Origin of the sequence: Parabacteroides sp. CH2-D42-20 (genome assembly GCF_003670185.1) — a bacterium.
GTDB lineage: Bacteria > Bacteroidota > Bacteroidia > Bacteroidales > Tannerellaceae > Parabacteroides > Parabacteroides distasonis.
Genome location: NZ_RAYG01000035.1, coordinates 31413 through 57195 on the forward strand (window position 1 = coordinate 31413; position 25783 = coordinate 57195).

26 protein-coding genes are annotated in these 25783 nt (G+C 50.1%); 18 read left to right on the top strand and 8 right to left on the bottom strand.

Annotation, left to right across the window (positions count from 1 at the left end; all coding sequences use genetic code 11):
- Positions 1 to 236 precede the first annotated feature (236 nt).
- Complete coding sequence (locus tag D7V92_RS18630; protein ID WP_121773504.1) at positions 237 to 722, top strand: dihydrofolate reductase family protein; 486 nt, start codon at positions 237 to 239, stop codon at positions 720 to 722.
- A gap of 97 nt (positions 723 to 819) precedes the next feature.
- On the opposite strand, the gene D7V92_RS18635 is transcribed toward D7V92_RS18630, so the two are convergent.
- From D7V92_RS18635 to D7V92_RS18650, 4 genes are all read right to left on the bottom strand, one after another.
- Positions 820 to 1902 (bottom strand): YhcG family protein, encoded by a 1083-nt coding sequence (locus D7V92_RS18635; protein WP_121773505.1) that lies wholly within the window; start codon positions 1900 to 1902, stop codon positions 820 to 822.
- 126 nt (positions 1903 to 2028) lie between these two features.
- Positions 2029 to 2496, bottom strand: coding sequence for a helix-turn-helix domain-containing protein (locus D7V92_RS18640; protein WP_121773506.1), 468 nt, complete (start codon positions 2494 to 2496; stop codon positions 2029 to 2031).
- Positions 2493 to 4592 (bottom strand): type IA DNA topoisomerase, encoded by a 2100-nt coding sequence (topB, locus tag D7V92_RS18645; protein WP_121773507.1) that lies wholly within the window; start codon positions 4590 to 4592, stop codon positions 2493 to 2495. The genes D7V92_RS18640 and topB overlap by 4 nt, the downstream gene beginning before the upstream one ends.
- 101 nt (positions 4593 to 4693) lie before the next feature.
- Positions 4694 to 6256 carry a DUF4099 domain-containing protein gene (locus tag D7V92_RS18650; RefSeq protein ID WP_121773508.1) on the bottom strand — a complete coding sequence of 521 codons (1563 nt, stop codon included), beginning with the start codon at positions 6254 to 6256 and terminating at the stop codon, positions 4694 to 4696.
- Positions 6257 to 6669: 413 nt separating this feature from the next.
- On the opposite strand from D7V92_RS18650, the gene D7V92_RS18655 reads away from it, so the two are divergent.
- The 3 genes from D7V92_RS18655 to D7V92_RS18665 all read left to right on the top strand — a co-directional run bounded on the left by D7V92_RS18655 (position 6670) and on the right by D7V92_RS18665 (position 9723).
- The gene (locus tag D7V92_RS18655) at positions 6670 to 7413 is read left to right on the top strand and encodes an energy transducer TonB (RefSeq protein ID WP_121773509.1); all 744 of its coding nucleotides are present in this window, start codon (positions 6670 to 6672) and stop codon (positions 7411 to 7413) included.
- 68 nt (positions 7414 to 7481) lie between these two features.
- A complete protein-coding gene (locus D7V92_RS18660; protein WP_121773510.1) occupies positions 7482 to 8423 on the top strand; it encodes a tetratricopeptide repeat protein in 942 nt (313 codons plus the stop codon).
- A 4-nt stretch (positions 8424 to 8427) separates the two neighbouring features.
- Positions 8428 to 9723, top strand: a complete 1296-nt coding sequence (locus D7V92_RS18665; RefSeq protein ID WP_121773511.1) for a tetratricopeptide repeat protein — start codon at positions 8428 to 8430, stop codon at positions 9721 to 9723.
- 83 nt (positions 9724 to 9806) lie between these two features.
- Here D7V92_RS18665 and mobC read toward each other — a convergent pair whose 3' ends face one another.
- The 4 genes from mobC to D7V92_RS22105 form a co-directional block, all read right to left on the bottom strand.
- Positions 9807 to 11813: a conjugal transfer protein MobC gene (gene mobC, locus D7V92_RS18670; protein ID WP_121773512.1), complete on the bottom strand. Its 2007-nt coding sequence runs from the start codon at positions 11811 to 11813 to the stop codon at positions 9807 to 9809.
- Positions 11814 to 11850: 37 nt separating this feature from the next.
- Complete coding sequence (gene mobB / locus D7V92_RS18675) at positions 11851 to 13149, bottom strand: conjugal transfer protein MobB (RefSeq protein ID WP_121773513.1); 1299 nt, start codon at positions 13147 to 13149, stop codon at positions 11851 to 11853.
- The gene (mobA, locus tag D7V92_RS18680) at positions 13146 to 13574 is read right to left on the bottom strand and encodes a conjugal transfer protein MobA (RefSeq protein ID WP_199718923.1); all 429 of its coding nucleotides are present in this window, start codon (positions 13572 to 13574) and stop codon (positions 13146 to 13148) included. The genes mobB and mobA overlap by 4 nt, the downstream gene beginning before the upstream one ends.
- A gap of 248 nt (positions 13575 to 13822) precedes the next feature.
- Positions 13823 to 14044, bottom strand: a complete 222-nt coding sequence (locus D7V92_RS22105) for a hypothetical protein (protein ID WP_158598894.1) — start codon at positions 14042 to 14044, stop codon at positions 13823 to 13825.
- Between the two features lie 312 nt (positions 14045 to 14356).
- Here D7V92_RS22105 and D7V92_RS18690 point away from each other — a divergent pair, with 312 nt between their 5' ends.
- The 14 genes from D7V92_RS18690 to D7V92_RS18760 all read left to right on the top strand — a co-directional run bounded on the left by D7V92_RS18690 (position 14357) and on the right by D7V92_RS18760 (position 25697).
- Positions 14357 to 15139, top strand: a complete 783-nt coding sequence (locus tag D7V92_RS18690) for a ParA family protein (protein ID WP_121773515.1) — start codon at positions 14357 to 14359, stop codon at positions 15137 to 15139.
- Positions 15117 to 15593, top strand: coding sequence for a DUF3408 domain-containing protein (locus D7V92_RS18695; RefSeq protein WP_121773516.1), 477 nt, complete (start codon positions 15117 to 15119; stop codon positions 15591 to 15593). The genes D7V92_RS18690 and D7V92_RS18695 overlap by 23 nt, the downstream gene beginning before the upstream one ends.
- Positions 15594 to 15613: 20 nt before the next feature.
- Positions 15614 to 16285, top strand: coding sequence for a hypothetical protein (locus D7V92_RS18700; RefSeq protein WP_121773517.1), 672 nt, complete (start codon positions 15614 to 15616; stop codon positions 16283 to 16285).
- A gap of 17 nt (positions 16286 to 16302) precedes the next feature.
- Entirely contained in the window at positions 16303 to 16602 is a 300-nt protein-coding gene (locus tag D7V92_RS18705) for a DUF4134 domain-containing protein (protein WP_121773518.1), read from the top strand.
- Positions 16603 to 16614: 12 nt separating this feature from the next.
- Positions 16615 to 16935, top strand: coding sequence for a DUF4133 domain-containing protein (locus D7V92_RS18710; protein ID WP_009131531.1), 321 nt, complete (start codon positions 16615 to 16617; stop codon positions 16933 to 16935).
- The gene (locus D7V92_RS18715; protein ID WP_121773519.1) at positions 16932 to 19433 is read left to right on the top strand and encodes a TraG family conjugative transposon ATPase; all 2502 of its coding nucleotides are present in this window, start codon (positions 16932 to 16934) and stop codon (positions 19431 to 19433) included. The genes D7V92_RS18710 and D7V92_RS18715 overlap by 4 nt, the downstream gene beginning before the upstream one ends.
- Positions 19434 to 19557: 124 nt before the next feature.
- Positions 19558 to 19917: a DUF3876 domain-containing protein gene (locus D7V92_RS18720; RefSeq protein WP_057098557.1), complete on the top strand. Its 360-nt coding sequence runs from the start codon at positions 19558 to 19560 to the stop codon at positions 19915 to 19917.
- A gap of 4 nt (positions 19918 to 19921) precedes the next feature.
- Positions 19922 to 20554 carry a DUF4141 domain-containing protein gene (locus D7V92_RS18725; protein WP_121773520.1) on the top strand — a complete coding sequence of 211 codons (633 nt, stop codon included), beginning with the start codon at positions 19922 to 19924 and terminating at the stop codon, positions 20552 to 20554.
- A 38-nt stretch (positions 20555 to 20592) separates the two neighbouring features.
- The gene (traJ, locus tag D7V92_RS18730) at positions 20593 to 21597 is read left to right on the top strand and encodes a conjugative transposon protein TraJ (RefSeq protein ID WP_121773521.1); all 1005 of its coding nucleotides are present in this window, start codon (positions 20593 to 20595) and stop codon (positions 21595 to 21597) included.
- Positions 21598 to 21617: 20 nt separating this feature from the next.
- Positions 21618 to 22241, top strand: coding sequence for a conjugative transposon protein TraK (traK, locus tag D7V92_RS18735; protein WP_009131536.1), 624 nt, complete (start codon positions 21618 to 21620; stop codon positions 22239 to 22241).
- Positions 22242 to 22245: 4 nt separating this feature from the next.
- Entirely contained in the window at positions 22246 to 22515 is a 270-nt protein-coding gene (locus D7V92_RS18740) for a TraL conjugative transposon family protein (protein WP_057098560.1), read from the top strand.
- A gap of 3 nt (positions 22516 to 22518) precedes the next feature.
- The gene (gene traM / locus D7V92_RS18745; protein WP_199718924.1) at positions 22519 to 23922 is read left to right on the top strand and encodes a conjugative transposon protein TraM; all 1404 of its coding nucleotides are present in this window, start codon (positions 22519 to 22521) and stop codon (positions 23920 to 23922) included.
- Between the two features lie 252 nt (positions 23923 to 24174).
- Positions 24175 to 25113 carry a conjugative transposon protein TraN gene (traN, locus tag D7V92_RS18755; RefSeq protein WP_121773523.1) on the top strand — a complete coding sequence of 313 codons (939 nt, stop codon included), beginning with the start codon at positions 24175 to 24177 and terminating at the stop codon, positions 25111 to 25113.
- Positions 25114 to 25118: 5 nt separating this feature from the next.
- On the top strand, positions 25119 to 25697 hold the full coding sequence (locus D7V92_RS18760) for a conjugal transfer protein TraO (RefSeq protein ID WP_121773524.1): 579 nt from the start codon (positions 25119 to 25121) through the stop codon (positions 25695 to 25697).
- Positions 25698 to 25783: the final 86 nt, after the last annotated feature.

The window sequence follows — 25783 nt, forward strand, 5'->3', positions numbered from 1 at the left end:
CTTGAACGCAAGCGGGTTTTGATTATATAGATTGTACGTTCGCTAAACGTCTTGAAGTAGGAAACTGGTAATTTTTTGACAAATCAGACGAATGGCGCAATGCACATGCTGTATGTATATACGGCGTGAGCTTGCCTATTCGATTTGTCAGGCATACCAGTGCCTCTACTTCGGAATAGTGTGAGTTCACGCTATTTTTATGGCGGCTGGCGGGCATAACCGATAAAAACAACGTTATGAAACAGATTACTTTGTATGTGTACCAAACCATTGACGGATGCCCTGCCCGTGCCGACAAGCAGGTGGACGATGCTATTCTGAAAGCCGATTGCCTGCTCTTGGATGAAGAAACTTATCTGGATGTATTTATGAATCACCTCGGCTGGCCGCTCACGGAGAAAGAAACTTTTGTAGTGGCGCAAGCCGATTGTAACCTGACGGAAAAAGAAGAGGTGCAGTTTATCACGGGGGATGCCGTGGCGGAACTCTCACGGATGAAAGCTGCGGGTGATGGGGTGATGGTCGCCTATGGCGAAGGAATTGCGGCTGTGCTGCTCAATAGCGGGCTGGCGGATGAGATTGTGGTAGTTACGCTGCCGAAGGTTGCAGGGGGTGACGAAAAGGCTTTGCGGCATATTACGGGGGACGGCGCGATGTGGGTGGTACGGTCTTGCAAGGTGCTGGACGGCGAGAAGGTAAGGACTGTGTACGGAAGGGTGTAATTTGTGCGACAGTGTCGCATAAATGTGAGATAACAAAGAAAGGTGCGACAGTGTCGCACCTTTTCTTGTTGAATTTAGGCATCGCTGTTGCCTAAATTCAAATCGTATCTTCACTATCCTGTAACTCCCGGCTAAGTTTATTCTCCAATTCTTCAATGGAAGGTAATCCGGACTTAATATCTTTGGGTAATGCCCTGCCTAATTCGTAGTCTGAAATACCGATAGGCTTGTGTACGTCACGCAAAGCGTATTCAGCCATAATGCGGTCTTTGTTCTGACAAAGCAGCAAGCCTATTGTCTGGTTATCCCCTTCCCGGCAAAGAATATCGTCCACTGCCGAACAATAAAAATTCAGCTTGCCGATATATTCGGGCTGGAACTCCCCCCGCTTCAACTCTACAACTAAATATCGGTGCATAAAGGCATTGTACATGAGGATGTCGATATAAAAATCCTTTCCCGAAACTTCGATGCGGTACTGCCTGCCCATGAAAGCGAAACCTGCCCCCATTTGGAGAAGGAACTTCTCTATATGTTTAATCAAACCTAATTCCACGTCCCGTTCGTCGTACTCGTCGGTAAAAGTCAGCATATCGAAAATATAGGGATCTTTCAAGGTTTCTTTCACCTGCTTGGCTTGTATTTCGGGAAGGGTGGCATCGAAATTGTTTGCCAGTGCGCCGTGAATATTGTAGTAGTCCTGATTGATGGCTTCGACCAGAAAGTTACGCCCCCAACCGTTTTTAAGGCACTGTATCATATACCAATACCGGGCTTTGAGGTCTTTTACCTTTTGCATCAGAATAACATTGTGTGACCAGCTTAGTTGTTTAACTGGAAGGATTAAATTTGACACTTCTAATTTGGCAACAGGTTGTTGCCAAATTGTAAGTTCTTGATTATATTCTTTATAGAACTGAATCATGCACCTGCAATTACGTGGTGAAAAGCCTTTTACCTTCGGATAATCATTCTTCAAGTCGTTGGATAACTGTTCAAGGGCATTGTTGCCCCAACCGATTTGCTTTTGACTTTCGGATAGCAGTTTGCCAATGTCCCAATACATGGTAAGCATTTCTTCATTGGCTGCGTAGATAGCCTTTTTCTGGGCGAGTGCTACACGTGCCTTGACTTGTTTAAGCAAGGTTGCATAGCTAAAGATATTGTTTTGAATTTCCATTTTATTCTTTTTAATTTGAGATTAAAGGCGTTCGGGTATTGCTGCCCTGAACGTCTGCCATCCGGTCACGGGAAAGGGGAAAACCGTCCTTTCGGAGTGACCGACTGGCAAAGGTGTTATATGGGATTAAGGGTATAATACCCGGAAATCCCGTGATCCGCCGTCGTCTATGAGTTCGTTGCGGTGCAGCCAACGGAGAATTTCAGTGCCGGACTGACTGCCGAAGTTACGGACACAGTACAGACGGGAGAAACGATAGCGGCGAAGGTGGATAAGCAGGTGTTCGACCGTGAACAGGCTTAGTTCACGGCAAGCCCTGACGATGCGCTGCGACAAGCCGAAATCATCCAGCGGGGTATCTAACAGCCTGCGGTGCTTGCCCGGTCTGCCCCGTCCCTTCTCCGGCTGCATATCGTCATAGATGGTATCTACCCGGTTACGCTCGAAGAGGGCGAAAAGGGATGCGCTGTCAATCATCAGAACGGTATCGAAACGGGCAAAAGCGATGTGGTTGCCGTTCATCCAGAGGGTGATACGCTGCACGTCCGTTCCACAGATACGGGCGGCTTCTTCCACGGATAACCAGCCGTTCATCGTCTGCCGCCCTTTCCTTTTGCCTTGTCCGTGCGGGGCGGGAACTCGTACACGGTGCGGAAGTCCTTGTCGAAGGTGACGTGCGCATCGAAGGTTTTGCCGTCCTTGTTCTGAAAGCCTTTGATAAGGGACGTTTTGCCCTTGGTTACAAGGTCGGTAATCTGTTTGTCGGTAAGCTCCTTCCCGCCCTTGTTGCGGAAGATGGTAACACCACAATCGACGTTGCTGCACTTGGCGACTTTCGGATAGAAGAGGATGCGCCCGGACTGGCATTTGGGGCAAGGGATGCGTTCACCGTCCGTAACCGATACCTGCACCTGCAAAAGCTCTTCGGTGATCTGGGCGGTATAGACTTCGATTCCCTTGCGGAACGTGGCTGCGTCCATCTCGCCCGTCTCGATGCGGGCAAGGGCGGTTTCCCATTGTCCTGTCATTTCGACATCGGCAATGCGTTTGCCCTTTACGGTATGGTACACCGCCAGACCTTTCTCGGTCGGGACAAGGTTCTTCTTGTCACGGCGCACGTAGTCACGGGAAAACAGGGTTTCGATAATGGACGCACGGGTGGCGGGCGTGCCGATACCGATGTCTTTCAGGCTGTCCCGCAGTTCGGTTTCCTGCAACTCCCTGCCGCAACTCTCCATTGCTGAAAGCAGGCTGCTCTCGGTGTGCAGGGGACGGGGCTTGGTCTGTTTCTCCACGTTCTCCGCCGATTGCAGGGGGAAGGTTTCGCCGGGCTGCAAGGGCGGAAGGGTGGCGGATTCTTCTTCCTCGTCCTTCTCGCCACGGACGGCACGCCATCCGGCAGACTTGATTATTGTCCCTTTGGTGGTAAAGTCGCTACCCGCTGCGGTGAAACGAACCGTTGTAACGTCCTTTACGCAACGGGCGGAGAAGGATTCGAGCAGGCGGGCGGCAACCATATCGTACACCTTGCGCTCGTCCTCCGGGAGTTCGCCGGGTAGACATTCGGTGATAATCAAGGCATGGTGATCGGTGACTTTCCCGGCGTCCACGCTGCGGCGGTTGAGTGCCGTCCCTTTCAGGGTGGCGACATAGGCAGAGAAAGCGGGGTATTGCTCCAAAAGGGCGATGCGGGACGGGATTTCGTCGAAAACATCGTCGGAGATAAAACGGGAGCCGGTACGGGGGTAGCTAAGTACCTTTTTCTCGTAAAGCGACTGTGCTATGGAAAGGGTTTTGTCGGCTGAAAAGCCGAGCTTGCTGTTGGCTTCCTTCTGCAACGAAGTAAGGTCGTAGAGCAGCGGCGGTTCTTGGTTCACTTCCTTGCGCTGCACATCGGCAACGGTGACCGTGCCCGTGGCGGTAACGGCACTAAGGGCGGTGGTTGCTGCCGGAAGGGTTTCGTACTTGTGTTCGGAGATGGCGGAGAAAGGCGTGCCGTCCTTTTCCGCCGTGACCTTTAGCTGGTAATAGGTCTGCGGGGTGAAATTCCTGTTCTCCAGATAGCGGGAGCAGATCATCATCAAGGTGGGTGTCTGTACCCGTCCGAGCGAGAAAATTCCTTGTCCGGCGGCGATGGAAAGTGCCTGCGTGCTGTTGATGCCGACCAGATAGTCGGCGATGGCACGGGCTTCGGCGGCACGGTAGAGGTTATCGTAATCGCTGCCGGGTTTGAGCTTATCCAGCCCGTCACGGATGGCACGGTCGGTCAGCGAGGAAATCCACAAGCGGACGAAAGGTTTGCGGCAACCGAGGTAGTTGTAAATATAGCGGAAGATTCCTTCGCCTTCACGACCCGCATCGGTTGCCACGATGATCCGGTCGGACTGGGCGAAAACTTCGTCAATGACCTTTAGTTGTTTGAGTACGCCGGGATCGGATTTATACTCTTTGCCCTCCCGTATCTGGCGGGGTATGAACTTGAACTCCTGCGGGATGATGGGAAGGTTTTCACGGCGGAAGCCGGAGAACCCGTAAGCATCGGGCATGGCAAGCTGGACGAGATGGCCGAACGCCCAGGTAACGAGGTAGTCGTTGCCTGAGAGGTAGCCATCGTGACGCTGGCGAACATTCAACACGTTTGCTATGTCCTTCGCAACGGAAGGTTTCTCTGCGATAATTGCTGTAATCATATTTCTTTTGTTTTTAATGGTTTGACAAAAAGTGTCCCGTCACTTGGGGACGGGACACCTCGGATAGTTACTTGTGATAATCTTACCGGATAAGACGGGTATCAGAGGCGGGGAGCTTTGCGCTGCCGGGGTTTGGGCTTGTCCTGTTCCTGCTTCTGTTTCTTATCTTCTTTCTTATCTTCTTTCTTGTCCTCTTTCTGTTCCTGCTTGCGGTCTTGCTGCTCCTTCTGCTCTCCGGTGGGACGGGTTTGTGCGGACTGCAAGGCTTCTTTCAGGCTCTTGGTGGCTTCGTTGGTCTTGCCCTCGGAATTGACGGCTACCTGCACCTCGTTCTCGACGGCGGGTTTGACACGTCCCTCTTCGAGTGCGGTCTTGTAATCCTTGGGGAACATGAAGGCGGGGTATTTCTGTCCGGGCTGCCATGTGATGTACCCCTGATAGGGTTTGCCGTTCTTGTCTTTCAAACCGGAAACTTTGACCGTCCCGCCGCCCGCAAGTTCCGTTTGCGACTTTTCGGTGAGTTCCTGCTTGCGGAAGGTCTTGGGGACTTCCTGATTGGCGGTCTGTTTCTGTAACTCTTTGTGTGCGTCCATCGCCAGTTTAGCCCGGTCGTTGAACAACAATTCGAGTTGCATCTTGGCGGCGTTGAACTGGATGGGGGCTTCGTAGGTTTTGGGCTTCTGCCCCTCTTTGGCTTTGGTCTGGAATTTACATACCACGGCTTCGCCCTTTTTCAGCCGTGCCACCTCGTCGGGAGTGAAGGTATGCCCGTTCTTTTCCGCCGGGATGCGCACCTTGTCAGCCGGGAAGGATGCCAGTTCGTTCGTTTTCTGGTTACGGCTGACGAGGGACGGGACTTTCTCGCCCGCCCGGTTGGTGAGTTCGACAATGCGCCCCATGTTCCCGGCGGTCTTGATAGCATCGCTATCTTCCTTCGTGAAGGTATGCCCGAAGAATTGCTGCTGCAACTTTTGGGGATCGAGAATACCGTGGCTGCAAACGACTACCCTGCCGTCGGGAGCTTCACGCAAGGAAAGCTGGCTATCGTTGGCATGGGAGATCGAATCGAGATTGAAATATACCCGGACGGTCTTGTCGGTCTGGAAGCCCCGTAGCATCTGGTCGAGCATACCGTTCTGCTCGATCTGTTCACGTTTGATGCCGAGATTGGCGAGCGAGTTCCAATCTATCTTTTCCACATCGTACTTGTACTGCTGCTGTTGCTGCGCCTGCCCTTGCTGCGGTGCATCTGTCGGCTGCTGTTGCTGCTGCCCGGCGGCAGGCTGCGCCTGTTGCTCGCCCTGCTGTTGTGCCTGTGCGGGATGTTGTACCTCGTACTGTGCCATGCGTGCCTGTCCTTCGGGCGTGGGGTTCTGCACGGTCTGCTGGAAATCTGCCGCTACCCGTTGCACATCCTCTTCCGGCACACGGAAGAAATGGAAACGGGTAGGATCTTTCAACTGGTTCCAAAGATTGGAAAAGAAGTTGGAGAACATATCTCCGTGGCGATCTACCCGTAGCAGGTCGTTGTTGTCCTCTAACGGGTTCTTGGTTTGTAACTCTCCGTCCTTTACTCCGCTGACGGCTTGGATGGTCTTTTTCTCCTGATCCATGACAAGAAGAATATCCATCAGTTGTTCGCTGTTGTCCGGTCTTTCGTCCATAAACTTAAATTTTTAATGGTGAATACTACTGGTTTCGGTGGAAACCGGACGTAAATATATAGGGGAATGTATTGATAATTAACAAGTTTACGGTGGGGTGTCGCTACTTGTCGTCCGGTTCGCAGGTTTGTCGTGGCGGATGGCGGGAGAACGGGGAAAGTTCGGGGTGCAAAGTGATATAAAGCAAAGGGGGAAGTCTTTTATCAGGCATCAGGGAAATAAAATACAGTAATTACTGTATTTGTCGGGATTTTGTTTTATATTTGGGCAAAAGGACAAATGAAGCCGTTAAATATCCTTTTGCGGACGATTATCGAAAAAGAACGGACGGGAAACGAAAAGGGAATTGAAGGACGGCGGGGTATCTTTGGCGGAGAATGGAAACGGAATTGTTCAACTTGAAATATTGAGGAATGAAAACAGTAATAACCCTATTAATATGTATAGCTATGGCAACTTGTTCCAATACCAAACGAGGGGCTTCTTCCGATGGAAAAGTGGTAAACTCCAATGATCCGGTATTTTGTGCGGATAGCTTGGTTGGAAATGAACTTATTAGTTTGTATCCTTTCATGTTGTACGACAAGCCGGATGGTAATATAACTTATAGCTGTGATTATGAGAATGGATATATCTGCATAGCCGGAGAGATAAAGGATGATTGGATAAGATTGGATTATATCTTAATCAATTTGGACAAGTTGACATTCCCATTTTACGGTTGGACAAAGTGGCGCAACAATGATTCCATCATGTTCAAGGTCATAGGCGAGGGATTTCCCTTTATTTCGCCCTATGACGAAAACGCTATTTATGAGTTTCCTGTATATAGTCAGGAATATCCTCAATATCCGGGCGGTGAGGAAGCTATTGAACAATTTCTGAAAAAAGAAGCGCAAAAACGTTATCCACCAACAGCCCGACAGATGGGGGTACAAGGTCGAGTCATGGTTTCTTTCGTTGTGGAGAAAGACGGTACAATGTCGGACTTTAGAATCCAGAATAGTGTAAACGATGAAATAGATGAAGCTGCTATTGAGTGTATAAAGAACTTGCCGAAGCGTTGGAAACCTGCCAGAACAAAATTGGAGTTTGATACGGCTGAAAGAACGGTACGATGCAAAGTAAAGTTGCCTGTATCTTTTAGAATTGAATGATAGATAAGATGCAGTAAAATTTGATATGTGAAACTAATACTATTTTCAATCATTAAATTCTTTTTATCATGGGATTAGTAGCCTTATTGTTGCCAGTCTGTTTCATTTGCCTTCTGGTTATCATACTTAATTTATTTACGAATACAGCTAATAATAATCTGAAACTTGGTTGGAAACAACGGTTGTGGATAGTTTTGAATTTACTGATGTGGGCTTATGAGTTCTTTTTTATGGTAGTCGTTTGTGAAGGTGTAGAGAATTTGAGAGTTGATTTCGGTGGTGGATTGGGAGATTTATTCTATATCTTCATGCTTGCGGGCGTTGTAATGCTGCATATTGTTTTGCTTGCTATTTGTACCTATAAACATTTGCAGTCTGTTTATTTCATTATTCTCGTTTGTCTGCCTATACTTCCTTTGGCTAAAATGCATTGGGATGCAGCGCGAGGAAACAAAGAAAACGGGTACATGACCAGAGGAAACAATACAGGGTTGTACTATGATGCAGAGGCTTATCGTCAGCTACGGTTGCATAAGCGAGAACTTGAAGAAGCGGCAAAGCCTAAGAAACCTGAATTTGCCACACAGTTTGAGTCGTATCTGTACGATGCCGAACATGGGGATTTATGGGCACAAAATCATATAGGAAGATGTTATGCACTCGGCGATGGTGTTGAACAGAACGATTCTTTGGCTATCAAGTGGTATCGCCTTGCAGCAGAGGGTGGATATGATATGAGCCAAAGCAATTTGGGAGTATGTTATTATAAGGGTTTGTGTGGTCTTGATATTGATTATATAGAAGCAGTTAAATGGCTTCGTAAAGCGGCTGAACAAGGAAATGATGATGCTCAATATTTGATGGGGTGTTGTTATAAAGACGGTAAAGGTGTTGAGCAAAACGATGAAGAGGCTTTTCGGTGGCTTCGGCTTGCTGCACGGCAAGAACATGAGGGGGCACAGAAATTACTTCGAGAAAATAAACAAGTTTGGCAGTTGAGTAACAAATAATCGTATGGATAAGTGGATAGTTTACATATTACTGGCTGTATGTCTGCCAAGTTACGGACAAGCGAATGGAAATAAGCAGGTAAAACAAGGAACAGATTCTTTGCAAAATGATACTATTATGCCCTATTCGGTGGATTCATTAGTACATAATTATATGGAAAGCGGACGTGTAAAGTCCGAGAATGGCGATAAATTGGGGGCAATTGCGGAATATAACAAAGTTATTGAGATTGATTCAAATTACGCTGTTGCCTATTATAAACGGGGAAATCAAAATGCAGATTTGGGAAAAAATGAGGATGCGATTACAGATTACAACAAAGCAATTGAGATTAATCCGGATTATGCCTTTGCGTATTCTAATCGAGGAACTGTAAAAGCGGCATTAGGAGATCATACTGGAGCGATTACAGATTATAATAAGGCGATTGAAATTAAGCCTGATTTTGCTCTTGCTTATTCCAATAGAGGAAAGGCTAAAGCTGATTTAGGAAATAATGCTGAAGCATTAATAGATTGCAATATAGCAATAAAGATTAACTCTCATTTAGCTATTGCGTATATAAATAGAGCAACGCTTAAAGCTGATTTAGGTAATTATATAGAATCGGTTATAGATTATGATAAGGCTATTGAAATTAATCCCAATTATGCCATTGCGTATTCAGGTAGAGGAACTGTAAAATCGGCATTGGGCAACAACGTTGGCGCAATAATGGATTACGACAAAGCTGTTGATATTAATCCTAATTATGCTACTGTGTATTCAAACAGAGGAAAATCTCATACTGCTCTGGGTAACAATGATAAAGCATTAATAGATTATAACAAGGCGGTAGAAGTTGATCCCTATTTGGCTATTGCATATTACAATCGGGGCAATTTAAAAGCAGAGATAGGGGATATGAAAGGTGCACTTGCAGATTATAACAAAACACTTAAAATCAAACCAGATCATATTGGTAGCTATATCAATCTTGGTGTACTAAAATATAAAATGGGAGATTACGAGGGAGAAATCGCTATTTATCGGTTGGCGATAAAGAACTGTTCTCCCGATGCGGATTTGTATAACAATCTGGGGCGTGCGCTGTATGACCTGAAACGGTTTAAGGAAGCTGCGGAAGCATACGGCGAAGGAATAAAGGCTTTTCCGAGTGACGGAAAGTTGTACTATGGTCGTGGGCTGGCACGTAACCAGTCGGGCGATAAGAACGGGGCTTGTGAGGACTGGCATAGAAGTAGTGAATTGGGATGTTTGCAGGCTAATGCGTTGTTGCCATTGTGCGGTGAGAAATAGTTGATAAATATAAATTTGCAAGATTATAGAAACGGATATTCCGCCAGCAATCTGTCTGGCCGGAATATCCGTTTTTCATTTTATCACACGTTCTTAATCAGGTGCGAGAGTTCGGGATCAGCCTTGATGCGTTCGATTTCGTCGGCGACAATCTGCTTGACCTCGTTCTTGATACGGTAGTAGTTCGCATCAATCTGTTGCTGCATGGTATCATTACCGTCCTTGTCGGTGAAGTCGATAATCTGCGGTATCTTCACATAACGGGCGGTTTCCCGCTTGACCTGCTCGTTATCCACGACAATCTCGGCGTGGAAAATCTTCTGCTCGATGCGCTCGTCGAAGTTATCGGCGACTGCACCGACAAACATACCCTGCGTCAGGTTGCTGATTTTGGAAGCCGGGATAAGGCTATCCATCTGGGTATTGATGGAAACGGAAGTCTCGTTGCGGTTGATAGTCATGTTCTGCCGTTTCTGCAAGACCTTGCCGAAGCGTTCACTTAACGTTTTGGCGGTTTCGGCAACTACCTGACCTGCAAAGACATTGCCGACTGTATTGCAGATAACGGCGCTTTCCTTGTCACCGTAATCACGCTTCAACTGCGAAAAGTCCTGAAAGCCGAGCATGACGGCTACCTTGTTGCTTCGGGCGGTGGCAATCAGGTTATCCAGTCCACGCATGTAGATGGTGGGTAACTCGTCAATGATAACGGCGGATTTGAGCCGTTTCTTTTTGTTTATCAGCTTGACAATACGGGAGTTATACAGTCCCAACGCTGCGCCGTATATGCCCTGCCTGTCGGGGTTGTTACCTACTACAAGCACTTTCGGTTCTTCGGGGTTGTTGATGTCGAGTGTGAAATCATCTGCTGTCATTACCCAATAGAGAGCCGGGGAAATCATGCGGGAAAGCGGGATTTTGGCACTGGCTATCTGCCCCTGCAACTGCTCCACCGCCGAACTTTCCCAAGCATCCATGAACGGGGAAAGATAGTTCTCCAGTTCGGGGTAGCTTGTCAGGATAGGGAAAATATCAGCGTACTTCCGGTTCAGAAATTCTATCGCATGGGGGAAGGTGCAATACTTGCCGTTCTTGTAGATTTTCAAATACCATATAATACTGGCTAACAGAATGATAGGTGATTCAACAAAGAAGTCGCCCTGCTTGCTGATCCAAGTCCGATTGAGGTTGAGCATAATCGTGTACGCACTTTCGTAAGCATCGGATATGTCTGTCATAAAGTCCGGATGAATGGGATTGCATCTGTGGCTACCCGCCGGATCATCGAAATTTATCACGTAGAATTTCGGTTTGACCTTGTAACCGTCCAGATTGTTAATCAGATGGTTGTAAGCAATCTCGGAGAGGTCGGGATATTTGAAATCATATAAAAAGACGGAAAATCCTTTTTCGATAACCTGCTTAATATACTGATTGATAATCGCATAGGACTTTCCGCTGCCCGGAGTTCCTAATACCATTGTCGCACGAAAAACGTTTACAAGGTTAATCCATCCGTCATACGTCTTTCCCCTGAACCAGAAACGGGTGCGGAGATTGACGGAATACTCGTTTTCTTTGAGTTCGGTTTCCTGCATGAAGGATTCGTTTTCTACGTTGAACACGTCTTCAAGCAGGTTGGTTTTGAGCAGGCGGGACATCCATAGTCCTGCCATGAGCAGAAAGATATATCCGGCTGTGAGGGTGGCGATGTAGAACACCGTGTTTGCCGACAAGGGCAAAGGGAGTGCCAAGAGCCACCAGTTGAAAAAGAACAATAACAAGCCCGTCACGCCGCAAAGGATTATCTTGCGCCAAGTGATTTTCTGCTCCTTCACGCCCTTAGTCCCCAAACAGGAAAGGGCGAGGAACAATACGGCAAAGAGCTTCGTCCAAAAGATACTGGAAAACAGCCCGGCGGTGCGCTGGAAACCGAGCAGGATTCTATCGACTACGCCGATATTGATGCCCCACTCCTGAATAGATTGGAAACAGAACCAATAAATATTGATTACTACAAATAAAATGCTGATAGCACGCATGAACTCCATTACTTTGGCAAGTCCACGCAAATCGTCTTCGTTTTGCATATTGATATACTTTTAAAATTGTAAATACTGCGGAAGGTTACTGCTGCCTGCCGTACCTGCGCCTTTTCTTCTTTTTCCGCTGCGGTGGTGCGGGCTGGTCGCCGGATGCGCCGCCCTGCACGGGTGCGAACAGGCTGAAAGCGTCCGCCACGTTTTGGGCGGTGCTGTCCTTGTGGTCGGGCTGATACTCGGTATCATGCCCGTTCCATTCGGATGCGCCTGTATGCCCTTGCTGCTGTGCGGGACGTTCCACTTCGGCGGATTGCTGCTGCGGGTGAATACCGTCCTGTCCGGCGAAAAGGTCGTTGAACACATTGGCGGAAAACTCCTTACCCAGACGGGAACCGTTGAAAACGGTCTTGTCGGCATGGTTGATGAAGGTCGCCCCATAGATGCGCCCCGCATCGTTGGTGCGGAATACCACGCCGATACCCTGCCGCATGAGTTCACGCTCGAAAAGTGTCCGGTCACGCCCTGCGGTCTGCATGGCGGATGCTATGCGGGCGGCGGTATCGGTGGCAATGTCCTTGTGGCTCTTCATCCATGCGGCGGAAGAGAGCATACGCTTTTCCAGTGCGGCAATGCCCGCTTCTTTACCAAAGACGGAAGACTTGAACGGTTTGCCGACCTTGTTGCCGTCCTTGTCCGTCGCCGAATAGGACAAGCCGTGATACTCCCGTCCGCCATATTCCCCTTTGACTTCATCCACCGTTATGCCGTAAAGCGAAAGTACCGCACGGTATTCGCCGAGCGACTGGAAACGCCACTCACGGGCTATCGGTCGGATCACTCCCGCCAACTGCCCTTTGAGGTTGCCGCCCTCGTAATCGACGGGCGACAAGGGCAACCCTTCCTTCCACTCCTTTTGGGTAGCCGGGGTAAGGTCGAACTGTTGTTCCAGTTCCCGGCAGACCTTCATCGAACGCTCGTGTTCGTAGCTGTCGGAAATCGCCCGCCCGGTTTCGTCCACACGAACGGAAACGATATGCAGGTGTTCCCGCCCGATGTCGTTGTGGCGGTAAACGATATAAGGCTGGTCGCCGAAGCCCATGCGCTGCATATACTGCTCCGCCAATTTTATGAACTGTTCCTCGGTCACGCAATCTTTCGGATCGGGATTGAGCGAGATGTGCAGGATGGGTTTCTCGGTCTTGCGGTTGGCGGTCAGGTAATCCCCGAACGAACGGGAAATATGCTCTATCGTGTAGGGATTATCACCCGGCGGTTCGATAATCCGGTTGCCGAAAAGCACGTCGGCATGAAGTTCGTCCACCTTGATCTGGTTGTAGGCAAGCACCCCGTACAGGCTGCCGCCGTGTGAAATCTTGGCTATCATCTGACGGGGTATCTGGTTTGAAACTCTTCCGCCAGTGCGGAAATTTGTTTGCTAAGTTCCACCAGTTCGAGGGTGTGCTGTTCCAATTTGTAGAGGAAAGCGAGTGCCTTCTTCTCCGAGAAATTGGATTTGAGCGCACGCACGCATTGGTTGTAGTTCACGCCGATGCTGCGGAACTGGGAATGAAAAGAGGTCAGGCGCATGTAGAAATCCTGCGTGCCCTTATCCAGTTTGACGACCTTTATCTCCCTGCCGAAGAGTGCGGAAACGATAAATTCGGCACGGGTTGCCTTGCCGGATTCATCGAAAAGGGCAAGGAAACGGGCGTTGTCCCCGTCACTTAGACGGAACACGTAGCGGTGGCGCATCTTGCCGGTTTTGGGCTTTCGCCCGTGGTTGTTGGAATACTTCTTCTGACTATCCATAGTCCTATCAAATTTTAAGTGAAACATGGGTTGAAAACTGCCGTATGCTTACGGCTCTCCCCCGCAAAGGAAAATCCAACTCCGGCGGATTTTGCACCAGCGGGGCAAGGTGGTGGTGAGGCACGGAAAGCGAAGCGAGTGCCGCAGCACACAACTTGCTAATTTCGGTTGAAATTAAAATCCGTCCTACCGGACAGATTGGGGATGCCCTTGTCTGTTGCCGACTGCCGGGGCAGTCCTTCGGGCGGTTACTGTTCTTGTTCATTCTCACGGAATTTTGGTTCATGGCTGCAAAGTAACAGCCCTTTTCCCGTCCGGTCATTATGCCTGTACGCGACAAACCTACGGGTGGAAAGACAAGGTGCGACACACTGATAATCAGACGGATAATCTACCGATATTTTGATATTCCTTTGCGCCGTGGAAGCGGTAAAACGGCTGTTCAACCGGACGGATAAACGGACGCTCAAACGAGTGGATGATTGACTGAATGTACAGCCGGACGGATGATGATTTTGCCGGATGAACGGATGGACGAACGGCTAAACGGTTAGCCGGATGAATGACTAAACAGCTAAACGGTTAAACGGCTAAACAGCCGGATAAACGGTCGGATGATTGGACGGATGAATGAACGGACAAACGGATGATGAACTAACCGGATGAACAAATGGCTGGCTGTACGGCTGACCGATTGAATGATTGGCTGAATGAATAATTGAATGAATGAACAGATAACCGATTGCTTAGGCAACCGAATGAATAACTAATTGATTGACGATATGGATAAACAGACTTTGAACGTGGCTTTCGCCACACAAAAGGGCGGTAGCGGTAAAACGGCTATCACGGTGCTGGTGGCGAGTTACCTGCACTACAACTGCGGGTGTCCGCTGGCGGTGATCGACTGTGACTTTCCGCAACACAGCCTTTACGAAATGCGGGAACGGGACAGCCGGGCGGTACTGGAAAACGAGTACCTGAAACGGATGGCATACGAGCAGATGCGTGAACCGGGACGTGCCGCCTATCCGGTACAGAAGTGCCGGGTGGAACGTGCGCCGGACATGGCGGCGGAACTGGCGGGCAATGGAAACTATGACCTGCTGTTCTTCGACCTGCCCGGTACGGTGAACTCGTCGGGCATATTGCGCACCATTGCGCAAATGGATTACATCTTCGCTCCGGTGAGTGCCGACCAAACGGTACTGGAAAGCACGCTCGCCTTTCTGGACGTGTTGCAGCGGATGATGTTAGGAAAGGAAACAAGCCGACTGAAAGGGCTTTACCTCTTCTGGAATCTGGTGGATAAACGGGAAAAAAGCGAACTGTACGGACGGTATGAAAAAGTAATCACCGGAATGGGACTGCCGATGCTTACCACACAGATACCGGACACGAAACGCTTCCGCAAGGAACTGGATGCGGAAAACCGGACGGTGTTCCGCTCCACGCTGTTCGCTCCCGACAAGCGGATGGTTGCGGGCAGCGGAATCCCCGAACTGGCACATGAAATAATATCCATCCTCAAACTATCAGGCTATGAAGAAACAGCAAGCAGATAAGCCCATCGACGAAGAACTGCTTATGCGGATGATGGCGGGCGAAACGGAAAAGCCGCAAGGTAACGGTGATGCACCGGAAACAGAAGAAACAGGACAAGAGGCGGAAGAACCGGAACAGGAAACAGAGAAAGGGGAAACTGCCGTGCCAATGGAAAACAGGGTTGCCCCAAAGGTGGCTGACGGGAAAGTGCCGGACGGGAAGCGGCGCAAGGCAAAGCAGGCGGCGGACTACGACACGACCTTCCTCAAAGGGATGGATATACCCGCCCGTTACGGGAAGCCCGTGTATGTGCGGCGTGAATACCACGAGCGGATCGCCAAAATCTCCATGATGCTGACGGGCGGCAAGGTGTCGCTATCCGCCTACATAGACAATGTGCTGGCACAACACTTCGAGCAGTACCGGGAAGAAATCGAAGCGGCATACGCCGGAAAGATGGAAAAACTCTTCTAAAGCGGAAAGGAGAAAGGAACATGATACTGAAACTGATATTCTCCGTCCTGCTGCTGTACTACCTCTACGTGCTGTGGAAATATTACCGCACCGACATAGCCGAACTGCTGGGAAAAACCGATGCCGGAGAAAGGACGGACGAACCGGACGAAGAAGCGGAAAAGCCGGGCGAACCGTACACGGTTATCGGGAAAAGTACCTACCGGGAAAGACAAACCTACGAGCCGGAAGACAAGCGGGGACACACTGAAAATCAAGCGGATAAAACGGATAATTTCGCACCCGGAACGCCGGAGAGTACCCCGGAAACGGCTGCGGGTAACGGCACGGAACAGGCGGAAGAAACCGTTGCGGACGAGGATGCGGACTACTCGGACATCGAGGTAGAACCGGAAGAGGACGAGCCGGAAGAAGAGGGATATGTACCCACGCCGGAAGAGTTGGAAGAAGAAGAGGAACTGGGGGCGTACTATCCCGACAACAACCCCGACTTTGCCACCGGGTACACCTTCGAGGACTTGAAGATGGTACACAAAGTTATCACTACGGACGAAGCGGACGAGGAAGAGAAAAGGCAAGCCCGTGAGGTGCTGCCCGCCGTGATGGGATCGGACGTGTGGGACGAGATGCTGGATGAATTTGAAGGGGCACGGCAGCGTGTCGCCCGACTGATGAATAATAGTAATGTTTAATTTAATCTTAAAAGACAATGACAAAAAAGAGATTCTTTTTGATGGTAGCCTGCGTAATGGCTGCCGCTGGTGCGATGGCACAAGGTAACGGACAAGCGGGTATCACGGAAGCCACGCAAATGGTGACTTCGTATTTTGATCCGGGAACGAAATTGATTTACGCCATCGGTGCGGTGGTGGGGTTGATTGGTGGGGTAAAGGTGTACGGGAAGTTCAGCAGCGGTGATCCCGACACGTCAAAGACAGCGGCAAGCTGGTTCGGAGCCTGTATTTTCCTGATTGTCGCCGCTACTATCCTGCGCTCTTTCTTCCTGTAAAAGAAGCGGGTTATGAACTTTGAAATTAACAAGGGGATTGGCAGGAATGTAGAGTTCAAGGGCTTAGAAAGCCAATACCTTTTTGTGTTCGCCGCCGGGTTGCTTGCCGTGTTCGTGGTGTTCGTTATCCTGTACATGGCGGGCGTGAACCAGTGGGTGTGCATCGGCTTCGGCGTGACTGCGGCTACGCTGCTGGTATGGCTGACGTTCCGGCTCAATGCCAAGTACGGCACGCACGGGCTGATGAAAGCCGCCGCCCGCAAACGGCATCCGAGGTATGTATTGAACCGACTGAAAATTCCCCGATTATTTACCAAAAACAAGAAAGAATGAGAAATGTAATGAAAGCGGCAACGCTGGAAAGCAAGTTTCCGCTATTGGCAGTAGAGAACGGTTGCATCGTGTCAAAAGATGCGGACGTGACGGTAGCCTTCAAGGTGGAGTTGCCGGAACTGTTCACCGTTACCAGTAACGAGTACGAGGCGATACATTCGGCATGGCACAAGGCGGTGAAGGTATTGCCGGACTTCTCCATCGTGCATAAACAGGACTTCTTCATCGAAGAGAAGTACCAGCCGGAGATAGACAAGGACGAACTTAGTTTTCTAAGCCGGAGCTTTGAACGGCACTTTAATGAACGCCCGTTCCTGAACCACTTCTGTTACCTGTTCCTCACCAAGACCACTAAGATGCGCAGCCGTCAGGAGAGCACGTTCAGCACGCTGTGCAAAGGCAAGATTATCCCGAAGGAGATTGAGGACAAGGAAGCGGTAACGAAGTTCCTCGAAGCGGTCGGGCAGTTCGAGCGGATCATGAATGACAGCGGGTTTATCACGCTCCGCCGCCTGACATCGGACGAGATTGTCGGGACGGAAACGACGGCGGGCATCGTGGAGAAATATTTCTCCCTTTCGCAAAACGATACCACTGTTCTAAAGGATATTTCGCTGAACCCCGAAGAGATGCGGATAGGTGACGACTTCCTTTGCCTGCACACCCTTTCGGACGTAGAGGATCTGCCGGGAAACGTGGGAACGGACAGCCGCTATGAACGGTTATCGACTGACCGTTCGGATTGCAGGCTTTCGTTCGCCGCCCCAGTGGGCGTGCTGCTGACGTGTAACCACGTGTATAACCAGTACATCTTTATCGACGACCATGCGGAGAACCTGAAACGGTTCGAGCAGACGGCAAGGAATATGCAGTCGCTATCCCGTTACTCCCGCTCGAACCAGATCAATCGGGAATGGATAGAGGAATACCTGAATGAAGCGCACAGCAAGGGGCTGGTTTCGGTACGCTGCCACTGTAACGTGATGGCATGGTCGGACGACCGGGAAGAACTGAAACACATCAAGAATGACGTGGGTAGCCAGCTTGCCCTTATGGAGTGCAAGCCACGGCATAACACAACGGACGTGCCTACGCTTTTCTGGGCGGGCATACCGGGGAACGAGGGGGATTTTCCTTTCGAGGAAAGTTTCTACACGTTCATCCCGCAAGCCCTGTGCTTCTTCACCGGGGAAACGAATTACAAGAGTTCGCTCTCGCCCTTCGGTATCAAGATGGTGGATCGGGTGACGGGCAGACCGCTGCATCTGGACATATCGGATTTGCCGATGAAAAAGGGAGTGATTACCAATCGCAACAAGTTCGTACTTGGGCCGAGTGGTAGCGGGAAATCGTTCTTTATGAACCACTTAGTCAGGCAGTATTACGAACAGAACAGCCATATCGTACTGGTCGATACGGGTAACTCGTATCAAGGTCTGTGTGAAATGATACACCGGAAAACAAAGGGGGCGGACGGGATTTATTACACGTATTCGGAAGAGAAGCCGATCAGTTTCAATCCTTTTTATACAGAAGATTACAAGTTCAACGTGGAGAAAAAGGACAGCATAAAAACGCTGTTGCTCACCCTCTGGAAGAGTGAGGACGACAAGATCACGAAAACGGAAAGCGGCGAGTTGGGAAGTGCGGTATCGGCGTATATCAAGAAGATACAGCAAGACCGCAGCATCGTGCCGTGCTTCGATACCTTCTACGAGTATATGCTGAATGATTACCGTGCGGAACTGGAGAAAAGGGACATCAAGGTAAGCCGGGAAGATTTCAATATCGACAACTTCCTGACTACGCTACGGCAGTATTACAAGGGCGGACGGTTCGACTTCTTGCTGAACTCCCGTGAGAATATCGACCTGCTGCACAAACGGTTCATAGTATTTGAAATTGACAGTATAAAGGATAATGCCGAACTTTTCCCGGTGGTGGTAATCATCATCATGGAAGCGTTCATCAACAAGATGCGGCGGTTGAAAGGGATTCGCAAGCTCCTGATTGTGGAAGAAGCGTGGAAGGCTCTTACCACGGAGAATATGGCTAACTATTTAAAATACATGTACAAAACGGTCAGGAAGTATTTCGGCGAGGCGATAGTCGTCACGCAGGAAGTGGACGATATAATCTCGTCCCCTGTGGTGAAGGAAAGTATCATCAATAACTCGGACTGCAAAATCCTTTTAGACCAGAAAAAGTACATGAACAAGTTTGACGGCATACAGTCGATGCTCGGATTGACGGAGAAGGAGAAAGCGCAGATACTATCCATCAACCTTGCCAACCATCCCGGACGAAAATACAAAGAGGTCTGGATTGGACTGAACGGGGTGCAGTCGGCGGTATATGCAACGGAAGTTTCGCCCGCCGAATACCTGACGTACACCACCGAAGAGAGCGAGAAAACGGAAGTGTTCAACCTTGCGGAAGAGCTGGGCGGCGACTTGGAGCTTGCCATCAGGCGGCTGGCTAATCGGCTGAACGGCTGAACAGCCGGACGGTTGGCTAAACGATTAAACGTTTGGCTGGCTGAATGACTAAACGGCTAAACGTACAAACGGCTGTATGATTGGCTGTATGAATGAATAATCAATTAAAAAAAACGAAATCAGTATGAAACGATTGAATTTAATCCTGCTGCTGTCGGCAGTGACGGTGGCATTGGCGTTCGTCATTTCCTGCAAGGAGACGAACACCGGACGGTTGGAAAAGATGCGGGGCGACTGGGTAAGCACAGGCAATAAGCCGCCCTTTACCCTTTCGGAAGAGAACGGGCAATACCGGGTAACGGTGATAAAGAAAAGCCATGCGGGAAGTACCCGGACGGAAACGTATCTGATACGGGAAACGGACGGCTACCTCTTTATCGAAACGGGACTGGCGGTAATGCTGACCTACGACAAGGAGAAAGACCGCATACACCTGTCGCCCGGCGGGGAATATAAACGGAGTAACCATCAATTAAACAAGTAAGAACATGAAACAGATAAAAGCAATGGTCATGGGGTTGGCGTGCCTGCTGGCAGCGGGTACGGCTAACGCACAATGGGTTGTGAGCGATCCGGGGAACTTGGCGCAAGGGATTATCAATACCGTCAAACAGATTGCGCAGACCTCTACAACGGCGAAGAATACACTGGACGGTTTTAAAGAAACCGCCAAAGTTTTTGAACAGGGAAAGCGGTACTATGATGCGCTAAAGGACGTACACGATGTGATAAAGGGCGGCGTGAAGGTAAAGAAGAGCATCGAGATGGTGGCGGATATTTCGGAAATCTATGTGCGGAACTACCAGAAGATGTTAGGCGATCCGAACTATACGCCGGATGAATTGAGTACTATCTCCTTCGGGTACGCAAAGTTGCTAAGCGAGAGTGCGGACGTATTGCAGGACTTGAAAAACGTGGTGAATATCACCGGAATGTCGCTATCGGATGCGGAGCGGCTGGCAATCATCGACCAGAGCTATAAACGGTTGCTGGAATACCGTAATCTGGTGCAGTACTACACGAACAAGAATATCTCGGTGAGTTACCTGCGGGCGAAAAAGAAGAACGATACCGACCGGGTGATGGCGTTGTACGGCTCGGTGGACGAACGCTATTGGTGAGAACAGATTCCTATACATATATATAATAAGGTAAGACGATGTTATTATCAATAGACTTTGAAAACCTGCATCAGATATTGCACACGCTATATCAGGAAATGATGCCGCTATGCTCGAACCTGACGGGCGTAGCCAAAGGGATAGCCGGGTTGGGTGCGCTGTTCTATGTTGCCGCCAAAGTGTGGCAAGCCCTTGCCCGTGCCGAACCTATCGACGTGTACCCGCTGCTCCGCCCGTTCGCCATCGGGCTGTGCATCATGTTCTTCCCGACCTTCGTACTGGGCACGATCAACACGGTGCTTTCTCCCGTGGTGAAAGGCTGCCACGGGATGCTGGAAGCGCAGACCTTCGACATGAACAAGTACCGGGAACAGAAGGACAGGCTGGAATATGAGGCGAACAAGCGGAATCCGGAAACGGCGTACCTCGTGGATAAGGAAGAGTTCGACAAGAAACTGGATGAACTCGGATGGTCGGCGGGCGACCTGATTACAATGGGCGGGATGTACATAGACCGGGCGGAGTACCGGATGAAACAGAACATACGCAGGTGGTTTCAGGAACTCTTGGAACTGCTGTTCCAGTCCGCCGGGCTGGTGATAGACACGATACGGACGTTCTTTCTGATCGTCCTCTCCATCTTAGGGCCTATCGCCTTTGCGATAAGCGTCTATGATGGATTCCAAAGTACCCTGACGCAGTGGATCACCCGGTATATCTCCGTCTATATGTGGCTGCCCGTGAGCGACCTGTTCAGTTCGGTACTGGCAAGGATTCAGGTGTTGATGCTCACCAAGGACATAGAGGCAATGAGTGATCCCACCTTTATACCGGATAGCAGCAATACGGTGTATATGGTATTCCTTATCATCGGGATATTCGGGTACTTCACGATACCGACCGTTGCGAACTGGATCATCATGGCGGGCGGCGTAAGCGGTGCGAACCGTGCGATGAACACGACTGCCGCCAAAGCGGGGAATGTAGCCGCTGCCGGGGCGGGTGCTGCCGTGGGTAATGTTGCCGGAAAACTTATCAAGTAACTAAAAAATCAAGAAAGGAAATGGAATTTAAAAGTTTGAAGAATATCGAAACGAGTTTCAGGCAGATACGTTTGTTTGCGCTGGTGTTCATCTGCCTGTGTGCGGTGGTGACGGGCTTTGCGCTCTGGAAGTCGTACAGCTTTGCCGAAGCGCAACGGCAGAAGATTTATGTACTGGATAACGGGAAATCGCTGATGCTGGCACTCTCGCAGGACGTGCAGCAGAACCGCCCGGTGGAAGCACGGGAACACGTGCGCAGGTTTCACGAGCTGTTTTTCACGCTCTCGCCGGACAAGTCGGCTATCGAGGGCAATATCAAACGCTCGCTGATGCTGGCGGACAAGAGCGCATTTAACTACTACAAAGACCTCTCGGAAAAGGGGTATTATAACCGGGTGATTTCGGGGAACATCAACCAGATGGTACAGATTGACAGCGTGCGGTGCGACTTTGACAAGTACCCGTACAATGTGCGGACGTTCGCCCGCCAGATTATCCTCCGGGAAAGCTCGGTGACGGAAAGAAGCCTTGTCACCCGCTGCCGGTTGTTGGATGCCGTAAGGAGTGACAACAACCCGCAGGGGTTCATCATCGAAGGCTTCGAGATTACCGAGAACAAGGACTTGCAAACCATCAAACGCTAACGGCATGGTCGGAAAATTTATGGCGAAGGTCATTGCTGAAATACAGGACTGGGCGGACGTAAAGCTCCGCCGCCTGTGCGGGCGTATCACGCCGGATCAGCGGGTGGTGGTTATCCTTGTGATGTTCGTGGTGTTCGGCGGGTTGTCGGTGTACATGACAGTGGCAGCCATCTACAACATCGGCAAAAGTGACGGTCGGGAACTGGGGATAGAGCATATCGACCCCATCCGGCTAAAGAATGACAGCATAATCAATCCTTTTAACAACCAGTAAATCATGGAAGAACAGAATCAGGAAAAAGAAACGGTAACGCAGCACGTAACGATGACGGATGCCGCAGCCCCGGACACGGGGAAAGAGGACAAAGAAAGGAAAGGTGGCGGAAAGGACAAGAAAGCCGCCAGAGAACTGACACCGAAACAGATGCAGCAGCGGAAAAAGTTGTTGGTGTACCCGTTGATGGGGTTGCTGTTTTTGGGTAGTATGTGGCTGATCTTCGCACCTTCGGACAAGAAGGACGAAGGCGGGGAAACGGTCGGGGCGTTCAACGCCGATATTCCACTGCCGGAGAATGACGGGATTATCGGTGACAAGCGGAAAGCCTACGAGCAGGCGCAGGTAGAAAAGAAACAGGCGGACAAGGTGCGCTCGTTGCAGGACTTCGCTTTTGCGGCTGGTAACGGGACGGACGAGGTGGAAATGGAACTGCCGGACAGCGAGCCGGAACGGGAGCCGTTCAGGGACTATTCGGGTTCTACACGGGGAAAGGGTGTGAACTCTTCGGCGGTTGCCTACCGGGACATCAACCGACAACTCGGCACGTTCTATGAAACGCCGAAGGTGGACGAGGAAAAGGAAGAACTGAAAAAGCAGGTGGAAGAACTGACCGCCCGGCTGGATGCGCAGCAGGGACAGGCGGGCGGCATAGACGAGCAAGTCGCCCTGATGGAAAAGAGCTACGAACTTGCCGCCAAGTACATGGGACAGAACGGGCAGGCAGGACAAAGCGGCGCAATCGTGCAAGTACCCGTTACCGGACAGAATACCGGACAAGGGACGGGAAAGCCCGCCGTTGCGGTACAGGCGGCACGGCAGCAAACGGTGTCGGGGCTGCAACAGCCGATGAGCGATGCGGAGTTCATGCGGGCGTACAGCCAGCCGAGAAACTACGGGTTCAATACGGCGGTCGGCAGCGGGTACGCTATGGGGAAGAATACCATACGGGCGTGCATCCACCAAGACCAGACCATTATGGACGGGCAGACGGTGAAGCTCCGGCTGCTTGAACCGCTGCAAGCGGGAAACCTTGTGATTCCGCAGAATACCCTTGTTTCGGGTACGGGAAAGGTACAGGGGGAACGGCTGGATATTGTGGTGTCGTCCATCGAATACCGGGGGAACTTGTTGCCCGTGGAACTGGCGGTGTATGACAGTGACGGGCAGAAAGGCTTGTCCGTTCCTTCGTCACTGGAACAGGAAGCGGCAAAGGAAGCCCTTGCGAATATCGGCGGCGGACTGGGGACAAGCATTTCGTTCGCGCAGAGTGCCGGACAGCAGATCGCTATGGATTTGACAAGGGGGGTAATGCAGGGCGGCAGCCAGTATCTTGCCAAGAAGTTCCGGACGGTGAAGGTGCATCTGAAAGCGGGGTATGAATTGATGCTTTACGCCAAAGAGTAGTACTTTTTCTTTTGTCTTGATACAAAAGAAAAAGATACCAAAAAGAAAAAATCAAGACTGCATTTTCTACGCTACTCTCTTCCTGCGTTTCGCTAAAGAAAAAGAACTCGCTACGCTCAAACAGCTTTTTCTTTTTGACGCTACACTACGGTCGTTCGCTTCACGCTGCGAAAATGAGGTCGGGATGCCATGCGGATTGGATGCTATGCAGGCTTGGTATGTGAAAATAACAATGATTAAAAAGAAAAGACAATGAAAAAGATTTTGGGATTGGTTGCCCTCGTTATGGGCGCAGTAATGTGCGTGAACGCACAAGTGAATGACACGGTACGGACGGTTGCCGGAAACGACCTGTATCAAGGGATTACGCAAAAGTTACCCTATCGGCAGATGGTTACGCCGTTCGGGGTACAGGTGACTTTTGCGAAAACGGTGCATATTATTTTCCCGTCGGCGGTGAAGTACGTGGACTTGGGTAGCAACTGGATTATTGCCGGAAAAGCGGATGGGGCGGAGAACGTGATCCGGGTGAAGGCTACAACCGAAGGGTTTCCGGGGGAAACGAATTTTTCCGTTATCTGTGAGGACGGAAGTTTCTATTCATTTAATGCGAAGTATGCGCATGAGCCGGAAATGCTGAACATCGAAATGAAAGACTTTTTAGAGAATGAGGACACAACGGACTTTTCGCATACCCGCATGAATATCTATTTCCGTGAACTGGGCAGCGAAAGCCCGCTGCTGGTGAAGCTGATTATGCAGAGCATCTATAAGGCGGACAAGCGGGAAATCAAGCATCTGGGTTGCAAACGCTTCGGGGTGCAGTTCCTTTTGAAATCCATCCACTCGCACAACGGGCTGTTCTATTTCCATACGGAAACGAGGAACAGGTCGAACGTGGCTTTCAACACGGACTTTATCAAGTTCAAGATTGTGGATAAGAAAGTGCCGAAGCGCACCGCCATTCAGGAACGGGTAATAGATCCGGTACGCAGCTATAACGAGGTGCTGGTAACGAACGGGAAAAGCAATGTGCGCACGGTGTACGTCGTTCCGCAGTTCACTATACCGGACGACAAGATTCTGGTTATCGAACTGTTCGAGAAGAACGGCGGCAGGCATCAGACGATACGGGTGGAGAACGCCGACCTTGTGGCGGCGAAAGTGATTAACGAACTGAAAATCAAATAAAGGGTATGAAAAGGGTATTGTTGATTATCATGCTCTTCGGGGTGTGCCTGCATTTTAACCAGGCACACGCCCAGAGATGCCTGCCCGGAATGAGGGGAATACAGTTCACGGGCGGACTTTCGGACGATCTGCGCTGGAAAAACGGTAACGGTTTCGGCTATCATGCCGGGATAGCGGTAAGCACTTACACGAAGAACGCCCATCATTGGGTGGTCGGTGCGGAGTATCTGGAAAAGCGGTATGACTACCGGGGTAGCCTTTATCCGGTCAGTCAGTTCACGGGGGAAGGCGGGTATTACCTGAACTTCCTTTCGGACAGGAAGAAGACATTTTTTGCGGCACTGGGGTTGTCCGCCCTTGCCGGGTATGAAACGGTGAACTGGGGCGAACAGATGATGCCGGACGGTTCACGGCTGACGGACGGGGATAATTTTATTTACGGGGGTGCGCTGACGCTGGAATTGTCCGCATACCTGACGGACAGGATTGTCTTGCTGGTAAACGGACGGCAAAGGATGCTGTTCGGGGGTGATTGCGGAAAATTCCACTCGCAGGTCGGAGTGGGCGTCAAATGTTATATATAACATTTAATTCCAAATGTTGTATAGTCACTTATGTGTTATACTATTGTTATATCGCTATAATTCAGATTATTTCCAAGATTTAGTAC

Bases quoted from the DNA above. Each gene is read 5' to 3' on its own strand.
- D7V92_RS18630 (WP_121773504.1), top strand. From the start codon at position 237: ATGAAACAGATTACTTTGTATGTGTACCAAACCATTGACGGATGCCCT.
- D7V92_RS18695 (WP_121773516.1), top strand. From the start codon at position 15,117: ATGAAGAAACAGCAAGCAGATAAGCCCATCGACGAAGAACTGCTTATG.
- mobC (WP_121773512.1), bottom strand. From the start codon at position 11,813: ATGCAAAACGAAGACGATTTGCGTGGACTTGCCAAAGTAATGGAGTTC.
- D7V92_RS18690 (WP_121773515.1), top strand. From the start codon at position 14,357: ATGGATAAACAGACTTTGAACGTGGCTTTCGCCACACAAAAGGGCGGT.
- traJ (WP_121773521.1), top strand. From the start codon at position 20,593: ATGTTATTATCAATAGACTTTGAAAACCTGCATCAGATATTGCACACG.
- D7V92_RS18640 (WP_121773506.1), bottom strand. From the start codon at position 2,496: ATGAACGGCTGGTTATCCGTGGAAGAAGCCGCCCGTATCTGTGGAACG.
- D7V92_RS18665 (WP_121773511.1), top strand. From the start codon at position 8,428: ATGGATAAGTGGATAGTTTACATATTACTGGCTGTATGTCTGCCAAGT.
- topB (WP_121773507.1), bottom strand. From the start codon at position 4,592: ATGATTACAGCAATTATCGCAGAGAAACCTTCCGTTGCGAAGGACATA.
- D7V92_RS18700 (WP_121773517.1), top strand. From the start codon at position 15,614: ATGATACTGAAACTGATATTCTCCGTCCTGCTGCTGTACTACCTCTAC.
- D7V92_RS18760 (WP_121773524.1), top strand. From the start codon at position 25,119: ATGAAAAGGGTATTGTTGATTATCATGCTCTTCGGGGTGTGCCTGCAT.
- D7V92_RS18635 (WP_121773505.1), bottom strand. From the start codon at position 1,902: ATGGAAATTCAAAACAATATCTTTAGCTATGCAACCTTGCTTAAACAA.
- D7V92_RS18720 (WP_057098557.1), top strand. From the start codon at position 19,558: ATGAAACGATTGAATTTAATCCTGCTGCTGTCGGCAGTGACGGTGGCA.
- traK (WP_009131536.1), top strand. From the start codon at position 21,618: ATGGAATTTAAAAGTTTGAAGAATATCGAAACGAGTTTCAGGCAGATA.
- D7V92_RS18740 (WP_057098560.1), top strand. From the start codon at position 22,246: ATGGTCGGAAAATTTATGGCGAAGGTCATTGCTGAAATACAGGACTGG.
- D7V92_RS18710 (WP_009131531.1), top strand. From the start codon at position 16,615: ATGAACTTTGAAATTAACAAGGGGATTGGCAGGAATGTAGAGTTCAAG.
- D7V92_RS18655 (WP_121773509.1), top strand. From the start codon at position 6,670: ATGAAAACAGTAATAACCCTATTAATATGTATAGCTATGGCAACTTGT.
- D7V92_RS18725 (WP_121773520.1), top strand. From the start codon at position 19,922: ATGAAACAGATAAAAGCAATGGTCATGGGGTTGGCGTGCCTGCTGGCA.
- mobA (WP_199718923.1), bottom strand. From the start codon at position 13,574: ATGGATAGTCAGAAGAAGTATTCCAACAACCACGGGCGAAAGCCCAAA.
- D7V92_RS18660 (WP_121773510.1), top strand. From the start codon at position 7,482: ATGGGATTAGTAGCCTTATTGTTGCCAGTCTGTTTCATTTGCCTTCTG.
- D7V92_RS18705 (WP_121773518.1), top strand. From the start codon at position 16,303: ATGACAAAAAAGAGATTCTTTTTGATGGTAGCCTGCGTAATGGCTGCC.
- D7V92_RS18715 (WP_121773519.1), top strand. From the start codon at position 16,932: ATGAGAAATGTAATGAAAGCGGCAACGCTGGAAAGCAAGTTTCCGCTA.
- D7V92_RS18650 (WP_121773508.1), bottom strand. From the start codon at position 6,256: ATGGACGAAAGACCGGACAACAGCGAACAACTGATGGATATTCTTCTT.
- traM (WP_199718924.1), top strand. From the start codon at position 22,519: ATGGAAGAACAGAATCAGGAAAAAGAAACGGTAACGCAGCACGTAACG.
- mobB (WP_121773513.1), bottom strand. From the start codon at position 13,149: ATGATAGCCAAGATTTCACACGGCGGCAGCCTGTACGGGGTGCTTGCC.
- traN (WP_121773523.1), top strand. From the start codon at position 24,175: ATGAAAAAGATTTTGGGATTGGTTGCCCTCGTTATGGGCGCAGTAATG.